We start from the raw sequence: 18881 nt of genomic DNA on the forward strand, positions 1-18881 counted from the left end.
TCATCAAACAAAAACAAAAGCAAGACCTCAGGTTCATCTCACCTGAGGTCTTGCTTCTGTTCATATCTACTTCTATTTTAACGGACCAAAAGGGATTCCCGGAATTCCTGGGGAGTCATGCCTGTCACCTTTTTGAAAAAACGAGTAAAGGAATGCGCTGCCTCATAACCAACCAGGAGTGCAACCTCCCGAACCATGAGATCGCTATTCCTGAGCAGTTCCTTTGCTCTTCTAACTCGCAGCTCGTCAATAAATTCGGAGAGGTTGATGCCCATCTCCTGTTTGAAGAAACGGGAGAGATAGGATGGATTGAAATGATGAAGCTCTGCCAGCCTCACTAGGGAAAGATCTTCTTCCAGGTGCTCCTTGACGTAAGTACACAGGGAATAAATGACCGCATTCGCTCGCTCCTGCTCATCCGAGCCCTTGAAGCGTACGAGCTTGTCGGTTGCCTGATACAGCACCTGCACCGCGTCCTTCATAGATGCGTACTCGCTCAGACGAAGCAATCTGCGCTGATCGGGAATATCCTGATACAGTCCCCATCGATTGATAGTCGAATACAGATACAGCGCCAGATTATAATAGGTTTCCATCGCCCTCTCCATCGTCACATCCTGTTGAAGCAGTTCATTGGCCAGCTCTTCAAACACTTCGTAAAATTGCTGAATTCGTCCCGTTTCCAAATACCCTGACATGACCTCAATTCGGCTGCTGACCCGTGTGAGCTCCCTTTGGCCCTGATTCGGCAAAGCATCATCATGATCGGTAAGCACCATGGAAATGCCATCACCAATCTTCATCCAATGCAGTTGCCTCAATCGCTCGTATTGCCGAGTAATGTCGTACCAGTTGCAGCTTTTCCCGCTTAACGCAAAAGCCACCGATATGCCAAGTGAAGCCATGCAGGCTTCCTGCACCAATTCGAGTATACCCTCCAGATATCGGATCAGTGAATGGCCTGGCTCTGCTTCCGGATGTTTTGGCTGAACCAGCCATACCACATCTCCATAATGGTCTGTTACGCTGGCGTGAAGGGTGTGCTCATCCATCAGGGAAGAACCGATCCTTCGCGCTGATGCCTGAATCTGTACGCGCTCCAGGTGCAGAGGTTTATCCTTATAATCAAATCGACCCATCACAATGTAAACAGGGGCCGAGAGATGAAGACTCATGTCTCGCCTTGCCCATTCATCCTGAATCTCACTGGAGCAACCTGCCACATATGGTGTGGAGTTCTGTAGCACGTTCCTCAAATACTCTTCCTGCTGAAGCACCTCCAGCTGACAGGTTGCCTCTTGGGACTGCTCCAGCAATTCGTGCATGCGGTGACTCTGCCGAATCTCTTGCATGACCTCCTCAACCACAGCCATGATCTTGTCATATCCTTCCGTTTTGAGTAAATAACGTACATTGGGCATTTGAAAAGCCTTGTAGGCATAATTAAAATCGCTGTAGCCGGTGAGAAAAATGACGCGGCAGTGCGACCAGTAAGCCTGGATCTGTTCTGTCAGTTCAAGACCGCTCATGCCAGGCATACGAATGTCTGTCAACACGATATCGATCCTTGAGCGTTCCATCCACGTTAATGCCTCCCTGGCTGAATAAGCCTTGCATACATCAAGCCGTTCCGGCATATGGCTTGCAAAGGTTTCGTAGAGGCTGTCCGTAATAATTTCCTCATCATCCACAATCAAAAGTCGATACATTCGCTTTGCCTTCCTTCCCTTCGGATTCGAATCGTGACCTTCAATCCCTGCAGCTCGCTTCTGGCCAAAAACAGGCCGCTTCCTTCCCCGAATGTCAGCACCAGGCGCCGATGAATATTCATGAGTCCGGTCATTTCATCCGAGTTGCCATCTTCAAGCAGACGCTCCTGAAGCGCATGAATGTGCAGGTCCGTCAACTCATGCCCGTTGTCCTCTACACTGATTTCAGCGATATTCCCCTTCATGCTGAACCGGACCCTAAGCATGCCCTGATCCGTCATTTTTTCAAGACTGTGCTCGTAAGCATTCTCAATGATTGGCTGTATGATTAACCGGGGAACACGAATCTGCTTCATATCCAGTGGCAGCTCCCCGAAGTCGGCCTGTATTCGTCTGGAAAAACGCAGCTTCTGAATTTCCGTATACACACTCGAATGGGCAGCTTCCTCCTCCAGTCTTACATGATCTGTCCCGTTTCGGGTAATGAACCTGAAATATTCACCAAGCATGTTGGCAAATTGCTCAATCCGCGCTGTATCCCCCGTTCTTGCGAGCGAATTGATAATGAAAAAGCTGTTATACAAAAAATGAGGATTAATCTGCGACTGAAGCTGCTTCAATTCGGCGCGCTGCATCATCATCGTCTTTTTGAAATCCCGATCGATAAGCAGTTGAAGCTTCTCAAGCATCTGATTGAACCGGGAGTACAGAAAGCCAAATTCATCCTTGCGCTTGTGCACGATGGGGATGTCCAGTACACCTGTCTCCATTTTTTTGAATCTTTTGACGAGCAACAGCAGCGGAATGTGAATCAGCCTGTAGCTAGAATAGAGATAAGCCGATATCGCGACGAAGGATGTCATTGCAAACAGCCAGGCCCAATGATAGAACTTGCTTAGCGGCCTCTTCACACTTTCCTCCGGTAAATACGTTGCTACCGATAAGCCCAATGGGCCCATATGGCTCTGGCTGACATAATAGCGTGTACCCTCGACCTTCACCTGAAAGCCGCCATGATCACTATCGGTGATGTGATCACGGTAGTAAGGGAGGATTAAGTCACGCTTGGAAACGTCTGTGATAATATGGCCCGTCTTTTCCTCAATGAGGAAGGAGCCACTGTCCGAGTACAGATTAAGCTGGGTCAGTGCATTTTGAAATTGCTCCGTATCCAGCTCGACCTGGACCGCAAACAGCGGTTCTTCTCCCTTCTTGCCAGTCAGGCGCACGGCACTCAGATTCATGGTGTCCTCCTTCACCGTAAAGCGCGCGCCTTTCCCCTGCATGCCGGAGCTAAAGTATTCATAGGAGGCTTTGTCATAATCATCGATGCCATGGGTGGCGGAGATGCTCTTGCCAATCGTGCGGATATGCACATAAACGTTCTTGATGTAAGCACTGCTGTTCTTGAACGTAGCCAGCCGCTCGGACAAATAATTCAATGTATCGCGGCGCTCTACCTGATCCATCATTCCCCACAGAATGGCGAGCCTGTTCAGCTTCCTGTCCTCAACGATGTCAAACTGCTGCAACTCCAGCCATTCAATTTCCCGATTCAATTCATCCAAATATCGGGTAAGCCGTCTTTCTGTTGACGAGGAAATTTCCTGGCTGGCATTGTCATAGCTCCAATTGTACAGATACAGGCCCAGGAGAATCAGTGGAAGAACAAAAATCAGATAGGTGATAACCAACCGGGCGAAAATGCTGCTGCGCCAGGATTGGGCAGGAAACTTAATCAACTCACTCCCCTCCATTGCTACAGGCTGGATTGTCTTTTTGCACATTTTGCATATGAAGGCACCATTGAGGAGCGGTCAGCGTTCCAGTGCTGTTTTGGTTTTGAGCCACGCATTAACCTCCGTTGTGATCTTTTCTCCGCCTAACTTGAGCCAACTCTCCACAAACTGGTCGAACTCTTCAATCGGTCTGCCGAGAATAATGTTCATGTATGCCTCAAGCTGAAGATCGTTCAGGATCATCTGACGGTCGACCATCGTTTCTGTAATCCCCCCCGTGAATTGGTCATATAAAAGCTGTCCGTTCCGCTCGTAACCATCAGCTATGCTAAATGCGCCTGTCGGTCCGTAGGTTTGATTCCAGCCCCAGCCGCTTTCGACACCTTCCGTCTCATAGGCCTCAACTCTTTTCTGAATAGCGGATGCTTCATCCTGAAGAACAGCAAGATTACCGGAACGCTGCGCCTCCCGAATTTGCCGGTAAGCATCCAGATTTTTGGTTCCCGGAAAGGGGGTCACCGGCGATAGCATCCACACTGCCTTGGAATCGTCATTGTAGTACGTTTCATACTGCGCCTGCTCCCCCCAGTTGGTCTGCAAATGAAGATTCATAAGCTTCATCACCACTTCAGGATGAGCATAGTCCTTCCTGACGGCGAAATATTGCCAGGTATTGGTGCGAAGTGGCACTTTAACCTGCCTGCCGGATTCTGCGGCAATGGGGTAAGGCTGCCAGTCCACTGCTGCATCGTTCTCTCGGCTCGACTGAATCATGAAGGGTGTCCATTGTTCTCCGTACAGCATGCCGATTTTTCCGTTTTTGATCAGTCGTACGGCCTGTGTTCCCTTCTTATAGCTGAATTCAGGGTCAAGCTGCCCCTCCAGGTACATCGTTTGCAGAACCTGCAGCGCCTCCCGGACTTCAGGCTGAATGCCGCCATAAACGAGCTTGCCATGTGCATCTTTAATCCATATATTCGGGTATGCACCATACCCTGCCATCAGACCAGCACCCCCCATGACCGGGTCCCACAGATGATTCGTTAGTGCAAGGCCGTAGGTATCCTGTTGGCCGTTGCCGTCAGGGTCTTCTTGTGTAAACGCTTTCGAAATCTCAAGTACGTCCTCCATCGTCTCAGGCGGCTGAAGTTCCAGACGTTCAAGCCAATCGGTTCTGATCCACAAGTACTGGGCTGTCTCGATGGAGGAGGCCGTTTCAGGTATCGCCATCAGCTTGCCATCGATGGTTGCCGCGTCAAAAGGCCCGCTTCCTTCCGCCTCCAATATGCTCTTCGCAAGCGGCGAAGCATATGTTGTGTACACCTCGGACAGATCCTGGATCAGCCCCGCATTGCTCAGCTGCCTTAATTGGTATGGATTTACCTTCACAACGTCCGGAATTCGACCTGCAGCGAGGGAAACACCCAGCTTCTGACCGTACATATCTCCTTTGGCGATCCAGTCATAGCGAAGCTTAATCCCAAGCTCTTGCTCATATAACCGGGTCCAGCGATTGTCCAGCAGTGTCTCTCCCGGCATCTGGCTGATCATGCGCTCCAGATCATCCCCGGCCTCTCTGACAAAAGATACTTCTACAGGAGAACTGTATTTTCCGAAAATGGAATGATCCTCGGATGGCTGCCCATCCACCACGGGCATGCTTTGTCCTGAATATCCGCTCGTATGGTCTGTTGGTATACATGCACTGAGCAACAGAATGACAACCCACTTTATTTTGGTTAAAGCAGAAATACGCACATCATGCACCCCCATTCGTCTGTAATGGACAACGTTTTTTGGCAACATCAGGAATTTTAACCTTTCTGATATTATAAAAAAAGCCGCCGGCTCGGCGACTTCTATGCAAGTTTGTTCTCGTCCTCCGACACGATCACATCATATTTAAAATTCGAAAAATCAGCGCTGCCCCCGGTCACTCTCGTCGAATATAAAAACAACCCGATCCGGCAGCCCATAAAATGATCCAGCTTATAAATCATTTTGTGGGAAATGCCAAGCGGCTTCCACTCTGTCCCCTCCAGATAGGAGAACGTACAGTCGTCCTGATTATTCACGAAGTTGCCAAAAGCCTTGAGCGTAACTACGGATCCTGAAACAGGTATCCTGGCATACTCGGTGGCAGGCTCCGTATCAACCAGATTGCCAAATATCGATGAGTCCTCGCTGTTTCTTGCCAGCATGACCAGGTAAAATTGCCCTTCAGTCTTCGTCAGCGCAATTAAACCGTATGTACCGATCAGGAAACACAAGCCTGCATAATCACCATCCTCCAGCCTGCTGCCATCCAGCGTAACGATTGCTTCACAGGCAGGGCCCATTGCACGCTGCGTCAGCGTATTAACCGCAAAGGTCAGATTGGGGCTGATGTGTGCGGTTTGAATCCGATACACCCCAGGCTGGTCGGTTACCGACCAGAGCGCATCATTCGGAGTGTGATTCCATTGCCAGACATCCTTGAGCCGTACCTTTCCTTCTGCATTCGCTTCATAGTGAAAGTCATCGCTGCCAATCAGAGGTTTGTAGACGTGATCCGGTCTCGTACTCGGCACAACGATCTCTTTTGGCGCTTCCGTGGGGAACACCGGGATATCGTTCTCAAAGTGAAGCGGAACCAGCACAGGGATGCGGCCAACCGCCCCGTGATCCTGAAACAGCATGGCGTACCAGTCGCCATCCGGTGTATCCACGATTCCGCCCTGGGCTACACCTGAATTAAAATAACCCATATCGTCGTTAAACACTTTTCCGCCAACAAATTCGTCTTCCAGGGAATCCGCCATGTAACACGCCTGTGTTCTTCGGCCGGTAGCTTGTGAAATATGAATCAGAAACACATAGTATTTTCCATTAATTTTGTAAAAATGGGCCCCCTCGTAACCGAGGAAATAAGGCTCTTTTTCTTTTACGATCATGCGCAGCACTCCACCGGGCTTGGGGCCGGACAGATCAGAGCTTAACTCGGTCAAATGAATTTCGGCATTACCATGGACCAGGTAAATTCGGTCATCTTCGTCGAAAAACAGGGAGCAATCATGATAAAAGCCTTCCACATACTGCTTGGCCCATGGACCCGAGATCGTATCGGCCGTGTACAAATATGTCTTATGGGTATCGTTTGCCACAAAAATAACATAGAACTTATGCTTGTGATATCGAAGCGACGCTGCCCACATGCCTTTGCTGTAAATCTGCCTGCCTTGCTCCAGCCGCTGCGCGGGTGTATCGTCAAGTCTGTCGTACACATGCGTAGCCACTTCCCAATGGATCAGGTCATAGGAACGCAGGATGACGCAGCCTGGCATCATATGCATGGTTGTGCTGACCATATAATACGTGTCTTCAACCCGAATCACATCTAGATCGGGATAATCGGCCCAAATAATTGGATTTGCATGCATGTTGGCCATTCTTCCTTTCTAGCTTTATTGGCCACACAATCTCAGCAGATATATTAGGCCCAAGTCTAGTTCCTTGCTTATTCAAAACTCCATTCCCTAATACTGAAGCCTTGCTTGCCCAATGCTCCCCCAACCACCATGTAGATGTCATGAACTCCCTGTGCATCAGTAATCCCGGTTGAATGCTCTTTCCATCGAGGTGATATGCCCGATTCAGGTGATCCACCCGATGCCGGAATCTCAAGCTGCCCAATCAGCAGTCCGTCCGGACGATCCAGATGAAGCTCCAGCACCGCCTCCGCGCCTTCATTGGAGATTGCAGCTGTAAAGCATGCTGCCCCTTCATTGCCAAAATCAACCTTCGATAACGCAATCCAGCTGCCTCTTTCCATCTCGGTAACAACAACCTCAGAATCGGCACCAGCCGTAGGCTTTGATGTACTTAATCGCTCCGTCTTCACCCCTGCGCTCCATCCCATTGTGGCAGCAGCTACCCTCTGATAAGGATTGAACAGCTTGATCTGTTCAACACCTTCATAATCTGCGTCCACCTCGTTCATACGACCATCTGCTTCGTTGAAGCTAATCTGGTTCAGATGTGTCGAACGATAACCATCAGGAACCTCCATCGCCTGTGATAACGTCTGGGCGTGATAAGCAATATACCAGTGATCCGCAAATTGAAATATGGCATGATGGTTGTTGCCGCCAACGCCAAAAAAGTGACCCGGATTTCGCAGGACCGTTCCTCTGTACGTCCATGGACCCATGGGCTGGCTGCTCGTCATGTAAGCAATCTCGCCGGGTGGCGGACTGCCCTCTGGACGAATACCCTCGTCAAAGTTAGAGCAGTAGGTAAAATAATAGATATTGTTAAATTTATGAATCCCCGCATCCTCAAACATGTACGGAGCAGGGATAACCCTCGCCCGGCCCACCACACTGGTCATATCTTCACCCAATGGCATAACTCTTGCGGTATCCGGCCTATCTGCTCTCCCTTCCGGTATACCACCCCCAAAATAGATATAAGCTCTGTGATCATCATCTACCAGCACGGCCGGATCGAACAGCCACGTCACATCCTCAACACCCGGAGTCTCTCTGGTAATGAGCGCTTTTCCAATAGGATCTGTCCAGGGCCCGACCGGACTCGGGGCTGACAATACGCCGATGCCGCTGGCATTGTTGGAAAAATAAAGGAAGAATCGATCCTGCCCGTCAATGATCTGATGGGCAGCGGCTGGTGCCCAGGATTGAGTGGCCCATGTGGCTGCGCCTTGGGGCCCTGCCACATGAATCTCCCCATGATCTGTCCAGTTAACCAAGTCGTCTGAAGAGATGACTGTTATGCGGTTGATCGAGTGGAAACTGTTTTTCTGCGGATTGCCCTCAGAATCATATTCCAGCTTATCACTCGTCATGTACAGATAGACACGCCCCTCGAACACCAGAGCATACGGATCGGCTCCAAATTTATGAGCAACCAAAGGATTTTTATTTGGTGGAAGTTTCCCTATGGCCTTACTGATCTTCACAGCAGCTATAGATGCATGATTCTGTTCCGTTTGTTCCCTCGCATTTGAAGCAGAATTGTAGTTCATCAGTCGTTCCTCCATTTGAGTTTGATATACATCTTATCGCCGCTCTGCGATTTGCCAGATCCAGGTTTAAAATGCAGGGAAACGCTTGCAATAGCAGATGCAGCATGTTAGGTTGATTACAGTTTAAGGTAAAGCTGATTACATTTTCATTGCGTATTCCGCTCTATTTATTGCGCGAAAGGACAAGGAGGTGCTATATGAACGGATCCACTGAATATTTTTACGATCCCATCCAGTCCGAGCTTTTATATCTTCATCGCGTAACTACGTATCCTTTGGAAACAATCTATCATCGACATGATGCATACGAGATCTACCTTTTTATTCGCGGCAATGTCAACTTTTATGTGGAGAACCGATGTTATCATCTGGAGCCGGGGGATTTGCTTATTATGTCTCCGGAGGAAATGCATCGCGCCTTTATTTTGGATGGAACCGAATATGAACGAATTACTATCAATCTAAAAAAAACATATCTTTGTCAGTTGTCGACTCTATCAACCAATCTATCCGCATGTTTTGATCATCGTCCAAAGGGACAACAAAACATCGTTCACTTAGATGATTACCATATGAAGCAGATTTTGCATTTAACTAGCGAACTGGAGGAATTGCTTGATTCAAATGTATATGGAACGGATGTTAAAACCAACGCAGTCATTGCACAATTGTTAGTTCTCATTAACAATTCGTTCCACAATCAGTCCTCTATACCAATCGATATCATGCCAGAGATGGTACGTAAAACAATGGATTATATTGAAGCGCACATTTCCCAGGAGATTACGCTTCACAAGCTTGCCGAGGCATTTTATATGAACAGCACGTATATCAGCCGCCAGTTTAAAAAGCATACCGGACTAACGATCCGCTCTTACATCTTGAACCGTCGTATTGAATTGGCGAGATATTACCTATCAGGCGGGGTGAGCATTACGGATGCCTGCTTCCAATCGGGGTTTCGCGATTATGCCAATTTTATTCGAACCTTCACCAAAATTACCGGAGTCTCTCCGGGCAAATATAGCAGACAAGCACAAAATATTCCTGATCCATCCTTTGCACACTATGCAGCATTAAACCCGGCAAAGGATGATCAAAAATAAACCCCTGCAATGAAGAGTATTCATCAACAACATTGAGCAATCCTACCCATTAGATTAACGAATTAAGAGGCGAAAATCGTTTAGATACATGCCTAATCGGTAATCGGAATATGTTCTTGTCCATTCAGGCAATCGGTACAAGTTCTTCTCCTTGGCCGGGACACGAACTTGTACCAACCTTCATATCGTGCATTCCCCTATAAAATGCAGCGTACATTCCTGCAGGACCGGACCGCCGCCCACAATCGTTAGAATTTATAATTCAGTCATCGTCGTCCTGTCCTTCTCCTGTTTAGTCTTGTTTGTATTGGTTACGTTCAAGAGGCTTGTGTCGCATACAATCGTGCATAAATACCTCCGCTATGCAGTAGTTCCTCATGCGTACCCATCTCGGCAATCTCTGTACGCTCCAGTACGACGATCTGATCGGCATGACGGACCGTCGATAGCCGATGGGCAATCACCAGTGTTGTGCGATCCTTCGATATTTCATCCAGTGCCTGTTGGATCTCTTGCTCGGTCTTGGTATCAAGCGCCGATGTCGCTTCATCCAGAATGAGGATCGGTGCATTGCGCAGAATCGCCCGTGCTATCGAAAGGCGCTGTTTCTGCCCTCCAGACAAACGCACACCGCGTTCACCAATTACCGTATCGTAGCCTTGCTCCATCTGAGATATAAATTCATGCGCTTTAGCTGCGGCAATCACATCTTTCCGGGTCGCGTCCTTCCATCCATAAGCAATATTGTCATACACCGAGCCATCAAACAGGAACGTATCCTGCAGCACCATTGAAATATTGTTACGCAGGGTGGAAGGCGTCACATCACGAATATCGATGCCATCCACTCGAATCGATCCCGCCTGCGGGTCGTAGAATCGGTTAACGAGACTGGCCAATGTCGACTTACCCACTCCTGTGGTGCCTACAAGAGCTACTGTTTTTCCATGATCAATGGTCAGGTTCAGCCCCTCTAGTACAGGCGAACCATCTTGATAAAGAAATGTGACATCTTGAAAGGAGATCTGTCCTTGTACACGCGGCAAATGGACTGCGTTTCGCTTCTCCTTTATGTCTTCCTCTTCTTCCAGCACATCATATACCCGTTTAAGGCCAGCAGAGGCTCGCCCTGCCATTTCCACCAAGCCGGAAAAAGACTTTATCGGTTGATAAAACATACCCAGGTAGGCAATGAATCCGATGATATCAGCAATGCTTACCTCGCCTGTTGCCATCAATCTGCCGCCCAGTATCACGACAAATACAGTCCCCAGTGTGGTCACAAATGCCAACAACGGCAAAGAGGTTTCATAGAACAAACTGGCGCGTAAATAGGTCTTCGAATATTTCATAGCCAGACGAGAAACGTTGACCCGCTCCTCCTCCTGTCGATTGAAAATTTGGATTTCTTTCATGCCCGACAAATTTTCCTGCACCTTTCCAGCGATATCTCCCCGAGCTTGGGAACTCTCTCCCCACAGCGGCTACAAGTGCTTGCTTTGCCATACCGTGATTACAAGCAGCAACGGAATCGTGATCAGACTGATCAGTGCCAGCTTCACATTGATCGTCAAGAGCAGGATGCCTACTCCGATAAAGGTCAGTCCGTTAACGATAAAGTCAGGTATAGCATGGGCAATGAAAATTTCCGCTTCCATCGCATCATTCACAACGCGCCCGGTCAAGTCACCCGTCCGGCTTCGATGGAAATAGCGCAAACTCATCTGCTGATATTTGCTATACAATCTTGTTCGTAAATCCGCCACGTAATGAAGTGCGGCATAATGGTTCATATAGCCTGCCAGTGATGTTCCGATGGCTTGCAAACAGGTAGCTCCAAGTAGCAATAAACCAATCTTCAATGCTTCTGCGGCAAACTGACTGCTACCTTCGGTCGCCAATTGTGTCAACGAACGGAGCGCCCAGGGCAAATAAAACCCGGCAATTGTGGCCAGCACGACACCGACTAATCCAATGCCTAACTGCAACCAGTATTTTCGTGCGCCCAGCAAGACACGCCATGCGATTTTCATGTGGCAATCTTCTCCTTCTTCTCCTTATCATTTAAGAATCCTTGATCTGCCCCTTGGCCTCTACGCTTATCACGCAATATCTCGTACGTCACATACACTGGTCGCCCCGTTCGTGGTTCCAGCATAATTTCGGCATCGATGGCAAACACCTCACGTAGCGTCCGTGCCGTCATTACGTGCTCTGGCGAGCCATGCTCCACCACCTGACCATCACGAATCGCCACCATATAGTCGGAGAAGCGTGCTGCCAGATTCAGGTCATGCAGCACCATCACAATCGTAACCTGCTGACTGCGATTCAGTTCATAGAGCAGCTCCAGCACTTCAAGCTGATGTGCCAGGTCCAGATAGGTGGTGGGTTCATCCAGCAGGATCAGATCGGTCTGCTGGGCGAGTGCCATCGCAATCCATACGCGCTGACGTTGACCGCCAGAGAGCGTATCGACCTCGCGATGCTCAAACGCTGTAAGCTGTGTAACTGATAGGGCCCAGGCAACTACTTGCTTATCCTCTTTGGAGAGCTTGCCGAAGCCCCGTTGATGAGGAAAACGCCCATAGGCCACTAATTGACCGACCGTCAAACCGCTCGGTGCAGTAGGCGTCTGCGGCAGAATTGCCATCTGCTTGGCCACTTCTTTGGTGGACAGTGTGCAAATATCAGCACCATTCAGATAAACCGTGCCATTTTTCGTCTTGAGCAGCCGACCGACTGCCTTTAGTACGGTTGATTTTCCGCAACCATTGGGGCCAATAATCGAGGTAATCTGTCCACACGGAATCTGCAAATCCAGTTCTTTTACGATAAGCGTGTCATTATAGGCAATATCGATTTGTTGCGCTGTAATACTCTCCATGACGTCCTCCTAATTGGCCTTCGATAGTAAATAAAGAAAGTACGGAACACTGATGACCGTAATGACGATTCCCGTCGGCACATCTCCCCCCAGGCTAACCGTGCGCGTAATTGTGTCAGCCAGCACCACGACTAATCCACCGGTCAGGCTGGCAGCCGGAACGAGCAATTTGTGATCGGGCCCGACCAGTTTTCTTGCCATATGCGGAGCGATCAAACCAACGAAGAAGAAGCTTCCGCCCACGGCCACACTGCCAGAGGATAAAGCAACAGCAGCGATCGACAACCCCAAAAACTGCCGCTTCACGGCAAGACCCAGTCCTTCTGCCGTCTGATTGCCCAGATGGAGGGTGTTGAGCATGCGAGACTTGTAAAAAATATAACCGAGTAAAATGAAGACCCATGGTGCCAGTACGGAAATATAGCGCCAATCAGCGCCCCACAAGCTTCCCGCCAGCCAGTGCAGCATGAAATCCATCTGCGAATCATTCAGCTTGAGTGTCAGGAAGGTGGTCAGCGCTTCATACCCGCTTCCGAGCGCGACCCCGGTTAAGATCAAACCGATTGACGAGATATCTCGCCCACGGCGATACGATAATAAGAAGATCAATCCCGCCGCCAACAATCCACCAATAAAAGCCAGTAGTGGCAGGGCAATAAAGGAGCCCTTTCCTGTCGATGCAATGAATACGACGAAGAACAATACAAACAAACCTGATCCCGAACTAATTCCCAGTGTCCCCGGACTAGCCATGTCATTGCGCAGCAAACTCTGCATCACGACCCCAGCCGCTCCCATGCCTAGACCCACCAAGATCGACAGTGCGATTCGTGGCAACCGAAAATCAAACACGATCAGATTTTGCTTGTCGTTGCCGTTTCCCACGAGAACATTCAACACTTCTAGCGGTGAAAGATTCATCTTGCCAGAATTCATGCTAATGATAGCAAACATAAGAATGAGCACCATAAGCACTACATTGATGATGATGCCCCGTTGCATCGTATAACGCTGCTTGATCATTCAGATTCCCTCCTTTGTCTGCGAGCCAGGAAGAGAAAGTACGGCACACCAATGATAGAAAATATAATGCCAATCGGCGTTTCGAACGGCTTATTGATCAAGCGTCCAGCCAGATCGGCTGACACGGTCAGCAACGCACCATATAACGCAGCCGCCGGAATAATGTAACGATAATCGACACCGACCATGTATCGCACAATATGTGGGGTAATCAGACCAACAAAACCGATCGGGCCAACCACGACAACTGCCAATCCAGTCAGCACGAGCACAATAATCGTCGATAATCCCTTGACCAGTCCGCTACGAATACCGAGTCCACTTGCCACATCATCCCCCAGACTGAGCAGTGTAACAGAAGGAGATAGCGCCAGCGCCAGCAGTACACCACCAACAAATAGCGGTGAGATAATCAGCAATTCCCCCCACTTGACCCCCGCTGTACTGCCTGCTGTCCAGAATGTCAATGCTCGACCCAAGTTATAATTGATCGCTAAATACTGACTGAGTGCACCAAATAGCATGGAAATGGACAGTCCTGCCAGTACCAGCCGCTGAGGCGTCATCCCGCGCTTGCCCATTGACGCGATGAAGTAAGTGATCCCGGTCGCGAGCGCTGCTCCCAGACAAGCAAACAGCATCATCTGTCCATACGAATAACCCGGCAGAAAGGCCAGGCAAAGAGCAATCGCGAATGCTGCCCCAGAGCTGATCCCCATCAGCCCGGAGTCGGCCAGCGGATTGCGCGTCGTTCCCTGCATAATAGCCCCGCATACCGCAAGGCTGCACCCGACGATCAGATCGGCTACGGTACGCGGAAGACGTAGGGTTTGAATAATGTGATGCTCAGTGAGCGTTGGATCAAATCGGAAAATAGCCTCCCATGCAGTCGCTAACCTCATGTCGGCGGCGCCGAAGCTAATCGACGCCGCCGACATGAGAACCGTTAATCCAAGCCCTACCACCATGTACATGGTGAAGTTCACCGCCCCACGGCGTTTTTGTTCAGGCTTGTTTTTCATCACGTTTTCCTTTCCTTACCTACTGACAGTCATATTTGTAAATTGGAGTACTTCTTTATACCTCGTCAAAACTCTTATTTAGCCATTGTCAGCAATTGATTTACAATATGATCAATTAATGCACTGGAAGTCATTATATCCGTGGACCAAGATAGCGATGTACCCACTGTTACGATCCGATTATGTTGCACAGCAGGTAGCGATTTCCAGACCGTATTATCAGTAGGAACTTTCGTATCTCCTATAGCGATTAGATAATCCCCTATGTAAGCAGCCAAGACCTCCATAGAGATATCTCCCCAATATTTATCTGAGTCAATAATATCAGTTTGAACTTTCGACGGTGCCTTCATTTTAAGTTCATTATAAACAAGGTCGCCAACCGCATGCTTGGCTCCAGCGATGTAGTTACTTTTATCACTGAATTCCCCCATAGTAATCGTCACGTCTGAAAGACCTGCATTCTGAAGGGCTAGCTTGGCTTCTTCGATTTTTCCGGCATAAGCACTCAAAACTGCCTTAGCCTCTTCCTGCTTGTTCAAAACATCGCCTATAAAATGTATCCGTTCTTCTGTAGTCATATCACCATAAGGGACATAAATTGTCAGGGCAATTTTGGATAAATCTTCATAATTTTCATCGCCCCATGCTAAAATGATCAGATCAGGCTCAAGAGTCATGACATCTTCCGGCTCCATAGCTACTTTAATGGAGTCTGTAATCTGGTTAGCAAAAACAGCCTCTTTCCCGTCCCTTGCCGCTCTCGCCACACCTAGTGGAGTTACACCTAGAGCCACTACATCGCCAACCAAATAATCGACTACAACACGCTGAGGGTTGTTAGGCACCTTAACGTCACCCTTTACTGTGGATATCGTTCTCGTCTGCGAAACTGCTTCTGAAGCTTTCGTATCCGATACTTCCGATTGTGTTGTCTGTTGTGTCTGCGCAGGGATTGGATTCACCGTTCCCCCGTTATTCGATGGCGTTCCCGACGCACATGCCGACAATAAAAACATCAAGCTCATTGCCGCCGCCAAGATCATTTCTTTACTTCTTACTTTTCCAAACATAGTTGATTCCCCTTCTCTATAAGACTGGACTAGACCCGCTAGTTCCCTCTCATAGTAAAGAAAATGAGAATCATTATCAATACCATCAACCTGCATGGATAGTGCGTTTATTTTCCGATAATCACTTGGTGTCATCTTGTAATACTTCTTAAACATCCGAAACAGATTTTTCTCATCTGTAAAACCAGATCCTGTTGCGATCTCTTTAATGGTTGCTTCTGTATGCTTCAAGTCATGACAGGCAGCCTCAATCCTTTTCTGAATGAGGTACTCCTGCAAGCTCATCCCTTCCTTCTTTTTGAACAGCCGCGTCAATTGCCCACCACTGATCCCAAACATATCGGCAATTTCTTGAAACATAATCGGCTGCATATAATGTTTATCGAGATATATCTTGGTAGAACAGGCTGGATCTGGCTGGAGATACCGAATCTCACCACTCTCAAAATCTCTGTATACCCCATGAACCAATTGATATAGAAAACTTTTGGCCTGCAGCTGATCCATCGCCTTGCCGCGGTTCCAACCATTCATCAACTGTTGAAACCAATCGAGTAGCAAAATAGGATTACTTGGTGTATAACCAAACTGTTGAACGAATGGATTCACTTCCTCCAGTAATTGCTGCAGGTGCCTCTTGAAAAAAAGAGGTGATTCTGCTTTATAAAACACCATAAAGGTCTTCACAATCTCCCCTTTAGGCGAAATACTGAGCAGGCTCCCCTTCCCACCGTGAATTAAACCGAAGCGTTCCATTCCAAATGTGGTTTCATTCAGTTGAATTTGCGCTTCTCCTCCATATGCATAGATAAACATGCTACTAGGCATTTTATACTGCTCCAAAGGGGTTTGGGACGCCGCTACATTCTGAAAGCGTACATCTATTAATGTAATGATCGAACGTGTCCAAATACGGGCCATCGTATCGATCATCTCCGGTGTAAATACCTGGCTTGCTTCTGCTTCTTCTTGCATCTATCCGCGCTCCCTCATCACACTTTTTCTATATATCAACCATTGATTGATATTGATTATCAATATCATTATTCATGAGGTAAGTATATCATCATTAAGTGATATTGGGGGAGCAGGCAACGGAAACTAAAAAAACTGACGCCGGTAGAGTACCGATGCCAGTTTGCCGCCTAGGTTCTTTTTAAATGTAAACAAAATGGGAAAAGAACTTGATTCCTTATAATAAAAAAGCCACTAAGATAGCGGCTTTACAGGGCATTGCTCATGTCTCTCGACATATTGAGTTTATCAACATCCCCCTAAGTGCTTAGGTAATGGAGCTGGTACCATGCGTAATTTTTATTTTACTACATACCGAATCTCTCGATATCCCCTTCAGAGAGCACGGTAACGCAACCCATCTACAAGCAGAGAAACAATATTTTTTGCATGCTCTATATCATCGTTGTCTACTGCCGTACTTAGGCTTGCTACCGCCCACAACAATTCATCTGGTGTAATCTTGGCACGTACTTCATCTGCAGCTGTTGCTGTTTCAATCAAAGTCTTTAGAGCTGGACTTAATTCCTCTACAAAGCAAATAGGTAAGGTTTCGTATGCCGGATCGCTAGAATGTAGAGCTGCAGCGAGTCCTCGTTTAGTTGCTATGAACTCCAAGTAACGCAACAGCCATCGCTCCAGTGCCTCAACAGGTTTATATTTATCAGCTAAGTCTACTGCAGCATCTGCACAAGCATCGATCTCCTGACGAAAAACAGCTTCAATTAAGTCTGAACGTTGTGGAAAATGACGGTAAACAGTTCCAACCCCTACGCCAGCCTTATCCGCAATCTCACGAACTGGAGCGTCTACCCCCGAGGTTGCGAACACTGTCATTGCTGACTGGAGCAAAGCATTAATGTTGCGTTGTGCATCGGCACGCACGCTTCGAACTGTCTGCTGACGAGGCTCCAATCCTTCACTGCGATCTTCCGTTTTGTCGTTCATATAAGTTATATCCCCCATAAGTTAATTCTACATTACGTCAATGGAATTTAGCTACTGTCCTATTCTTCATATTAACAAGACATAATCATAGCTTCAAACAAAAGAGTATTCCATATTCAAATTGGACATTGAAACAGGGCCTGTAGAATCCACTCATTACATCATCCAATGTAATCTAAAATACTGTGGATGTTATAAGTTTAATAAATATCTTGCAAGTGGAACTTCGTTCCGCATATAATAGGAACAACGTTCCACTTATGTTCTGCTATAGCAGAACATAGGCGAACTCATAAATTTTAATTGTTTAAAGAGAAAGGAAGGGATATTTAATATGAAAATCAATATGAGCGCTCACTCTACCATCGTCTCTGTGAAATCGATAGCACTAAAAGCCCCAGGTCGTGGTGAGGATTTGTTAGTGAAAATATCCGCCCCAACAACTGGAGGCAATTTGCCAATTATTCTTTTCGCACACGGTAACGGATCTTCGCTTGACGGCTATAGCCCTTTGACCGACTTCTGGGCTGCTCACGGTTTCGTGGTCATTCAACCTACGTTCCTCGATTCGAGAACTGTTGGCCTTACTCATGACGATCCCCGTAAACCACGGATTTGGCGTTACCGAGTCGAGGACATGAAGCGAATCCTCGATAATTTAGACCTTATTGAATCTGCCGTACCAGGCCTCAGTGGACGCACTGACCGAAGCCGAATAGCAGCAGCCGGACATTCCTTCGGCGGCCAAACGGCGGGCAATCTCTTGGGATTGCGAGTCCTCGACCCAGAAACTAAGAAGGACGTGGACCTGTCCGACTCACGCATCAAAGCGGGCGTGCTGTTCGCCACCGCTGGACAAGGTGGCGACAACCTGACACCGTTCGCGACCGAGAATATGCCGCACTTGAACGTGAGCTTCACGCACATGACCACGCCCACGCTTGTAATCGTCGGGGACCAGGACTATACCCCGCAAAAGTATCAGTTGACCGTCCGCGGCCCGGAATGGATGTCCGACCCCTACTTCCTAAGCCCAGGAGCCGAGAGCCTGCTCACCTTATTCGGTGCAGAACACTCACTTGGCGGAATCCCAGGTTATGAGGTTACGGAAACAACAGATGAAAATCCAGAACATGTCGCCTTAATTCAGCTGGTCTCATGGGCTTATCTTTGTCATGCGCTGGATATTGAACATGACAGCTGGTCGGCAGTTCAAAAGACTTTGTCAGAAGATCCAAATCCAATCGGTCGAATTGAATCCAAGTAAACTTTCACAAGAGCTAGATACGCTCCTTTACCCACCTCTCACTGGGAATGGAGAGCTAGTTCCAGTGTCA

Annotated in this window: 13 protein-coding genes and 1 pseudogene; 2 read left to right on the plus strand and 12 right to left on the minus strand. The window is 48.1% G+C overall.

Features of this window, described 5'->3' with window-relative positions; all coding sequences use genetic code 11:
• Positions 1-77: 77 nt before the first annotated feature.
• The 5 genes from BLS14_RS07000 to BLS14_RS07020 all read right to left on the minus strand — a co-directional run bounded on the left by BLS14_RS07000 (position 78) and on the right by BLS14_RS07020 (position 8471).
• The gene (locus BLS14_RS07000; RefSeq protein ID WP_090950472.1) at positions 78-1709 is read right to left on the minus strand and encodes a response regulator; all 1632 of its coding nucleotides are present in this window, start codon (positions 1707-1709) and stop codon (positions 78-80) included.
• Positions 1694-3451, minus strand: a complete 1758-nt coding sequence (locus tag BLS14_RS07005) for a sensor histidine kinase (protein ID WP_143021524.1) — start codon at positions 3449-3451, stop codon at positions 1694-1696. Before BLS14_RS07005 ends, BLS14_RS07000 begins: the two co-directional genes overlap by 16 nt.
• A 75-nt stretch (positions 3452-3526) precedes the next feature.
• Positions 3527-5107: an extracellular solute-binding protein gene (locus tag BLS14_RS07010; protein ID WP_090807527.1), complete on the minus strand. Its 1581-nt coding sequence runs from the start codon at positions 5105-5107 to the stop codon at positions 3527-3529.
• Positions 5108-5307: 200 nt separating this feature from the next.
• On the minus strand, positions 5308-6867 hold the full coding sequence (locus tag BLS14_RS07015; RefSeq protein ID WP_090806684.1) for a glycoside hydrolase family 43 protein: 1560 nt from the start codon (positions 6865-6867) through the stop codon (positions 5308-5310).
• 77 nt (positions 6868-6944) lie between these two features.
• Entirely contained in the window at positions 6945-8471 is a 1527-nt protein-coding gene (locus tag BLS14_RS07020; RefSeq protein WP_090806686.1) for a glycoside hydrolase family 43 protein, read from the minus strand.
• 197 nt (positions 8472-8668) lie between these two features.
• On the opposite strand from BLS14_RS07020, the gene BLS14_RS07025 reads away from it, so the two are divergent.
• A complete protein-coding gene (locus tag BLS14_RS07025; protein WP_090950476.1) occupies positions 8669-9577 on the plus strand; it encodes an AraC family transcriptional regulator in 909 nt (302 codons plus the stop codon).
• Positions 9578-9894: 317 nt separating this feature from the next.
• On the opposite strand, the gene BLS14_RS07030 is transcribed toward BLS14_RS07025, so the two are convergent.
• The 7 genes and pseudogenes from BLS14_RS07030 to BLS14_RS07055 form a co-directional block, all read right to left on the minus strand.
• Positions 9895-10755, minus strand: a complete 861-nt coding sequence (locus BLS14_RS07030) for an ABC transporter ATP-binding protein (protein ID WP_371121620.1) — start codon at positions 10753-10755, stop codon at positions 9895-9897.
• Positions 10753-11610, minus strand: a pseudogene (locus BLS14_RS33050) (ABC transporter transmembrane domain-containing protein); the annotation flags it as partial. The pseudogene BLS14_RS33050 and the gene BLS14_RS07030, both read right to left, overlap by 3 nt.
• Positions 11607-12464 (minus strand): ABC transporter ATP-binding protein, encoded by an 858-nt coding sequence (locus tag BLS14_RS07035; protein WP_090950480.1) that lies wholly within the window; start codon positions 12462-12464, stop codon positions 11607-11609. The pseudogene BLS14_RS33050 and the gene BLS14_RS07035, both read right to left, overlap by 4 nt.
• 9 nt (positions 12465-12473) lie before the next feature.
• The gene (locus BLS14_RS07040) at positions 12474-13487 is read right to left on the minus strand and encodes a FecCD family ABC transporter permease (protein WP_090950485.1); all 1014 of its coding nucleotides are present in this window, start codon (positions 13485-13487) and stop codon (positions 12474-12476) included.
• Positions 13484-14509 (minus strand): FecCD family ABC transporter permease, encoded by a 1026-nt coding sequence (locus BLS14_RS07045; protein WP_063568420.1) that lies wholly within the window; start codon positions 14507-14509, stop codon positions 13484-13486. Before BLS14_RS07045 ends, BLS14_RS07040 begins: the two co-directional genes overlap by 4 nt.
• A 74-nt stretch (positions 14510-14583) precedes the next feature.
• On the minus strand, positions 14584-16557 hold the full coding sequence (locus tag BLS14_RS07050) for an AraC family transcriptional regulator (protein ID WP_090950488.1): 1974 nt from the start codon (positions 16555-16557) through the stop codon (positions 14584-14586).
• 375 nt (positions 16558-16932) lie between these two features.
• Positions 16933-17544, minus strand: coding sequence for a TetR/AcrR family transcriptional regulator (locus BLS14_RS07055; protein WP_090806689.1), 612 nt, complete (start codon positions 17542-17544; stop codon positions 16933-16935).
• A gap of 334 nt (positions 17545-17878) precedes the next feature.
• Between BLS14_RS07055 and BLS14_RS07060 the strand changes: the two genes are divergently transcribed.
• Positions 17879-18811, plus strand: a complete 933-nt coding sequence (locus BLS14_RS07060; RefSeq protein ID WP_090950491.1) for an alpha/beta hydrolase family protein — start codon at positions 17879-17881, stop codon at positions 18809-18811.
• The last annotated feature ends 70 nt before the right edge of the window (positions 18812-18881 follow it).

This window comes from Paenibacillus sp. OK060 (assembly GCF_900101205.1).
GTDB lineage: Bacteria > Bacillota > Bacilli > Paenibacillales > Paenibacillaceae > Paenibacillus > Paenibacillus marchantiae.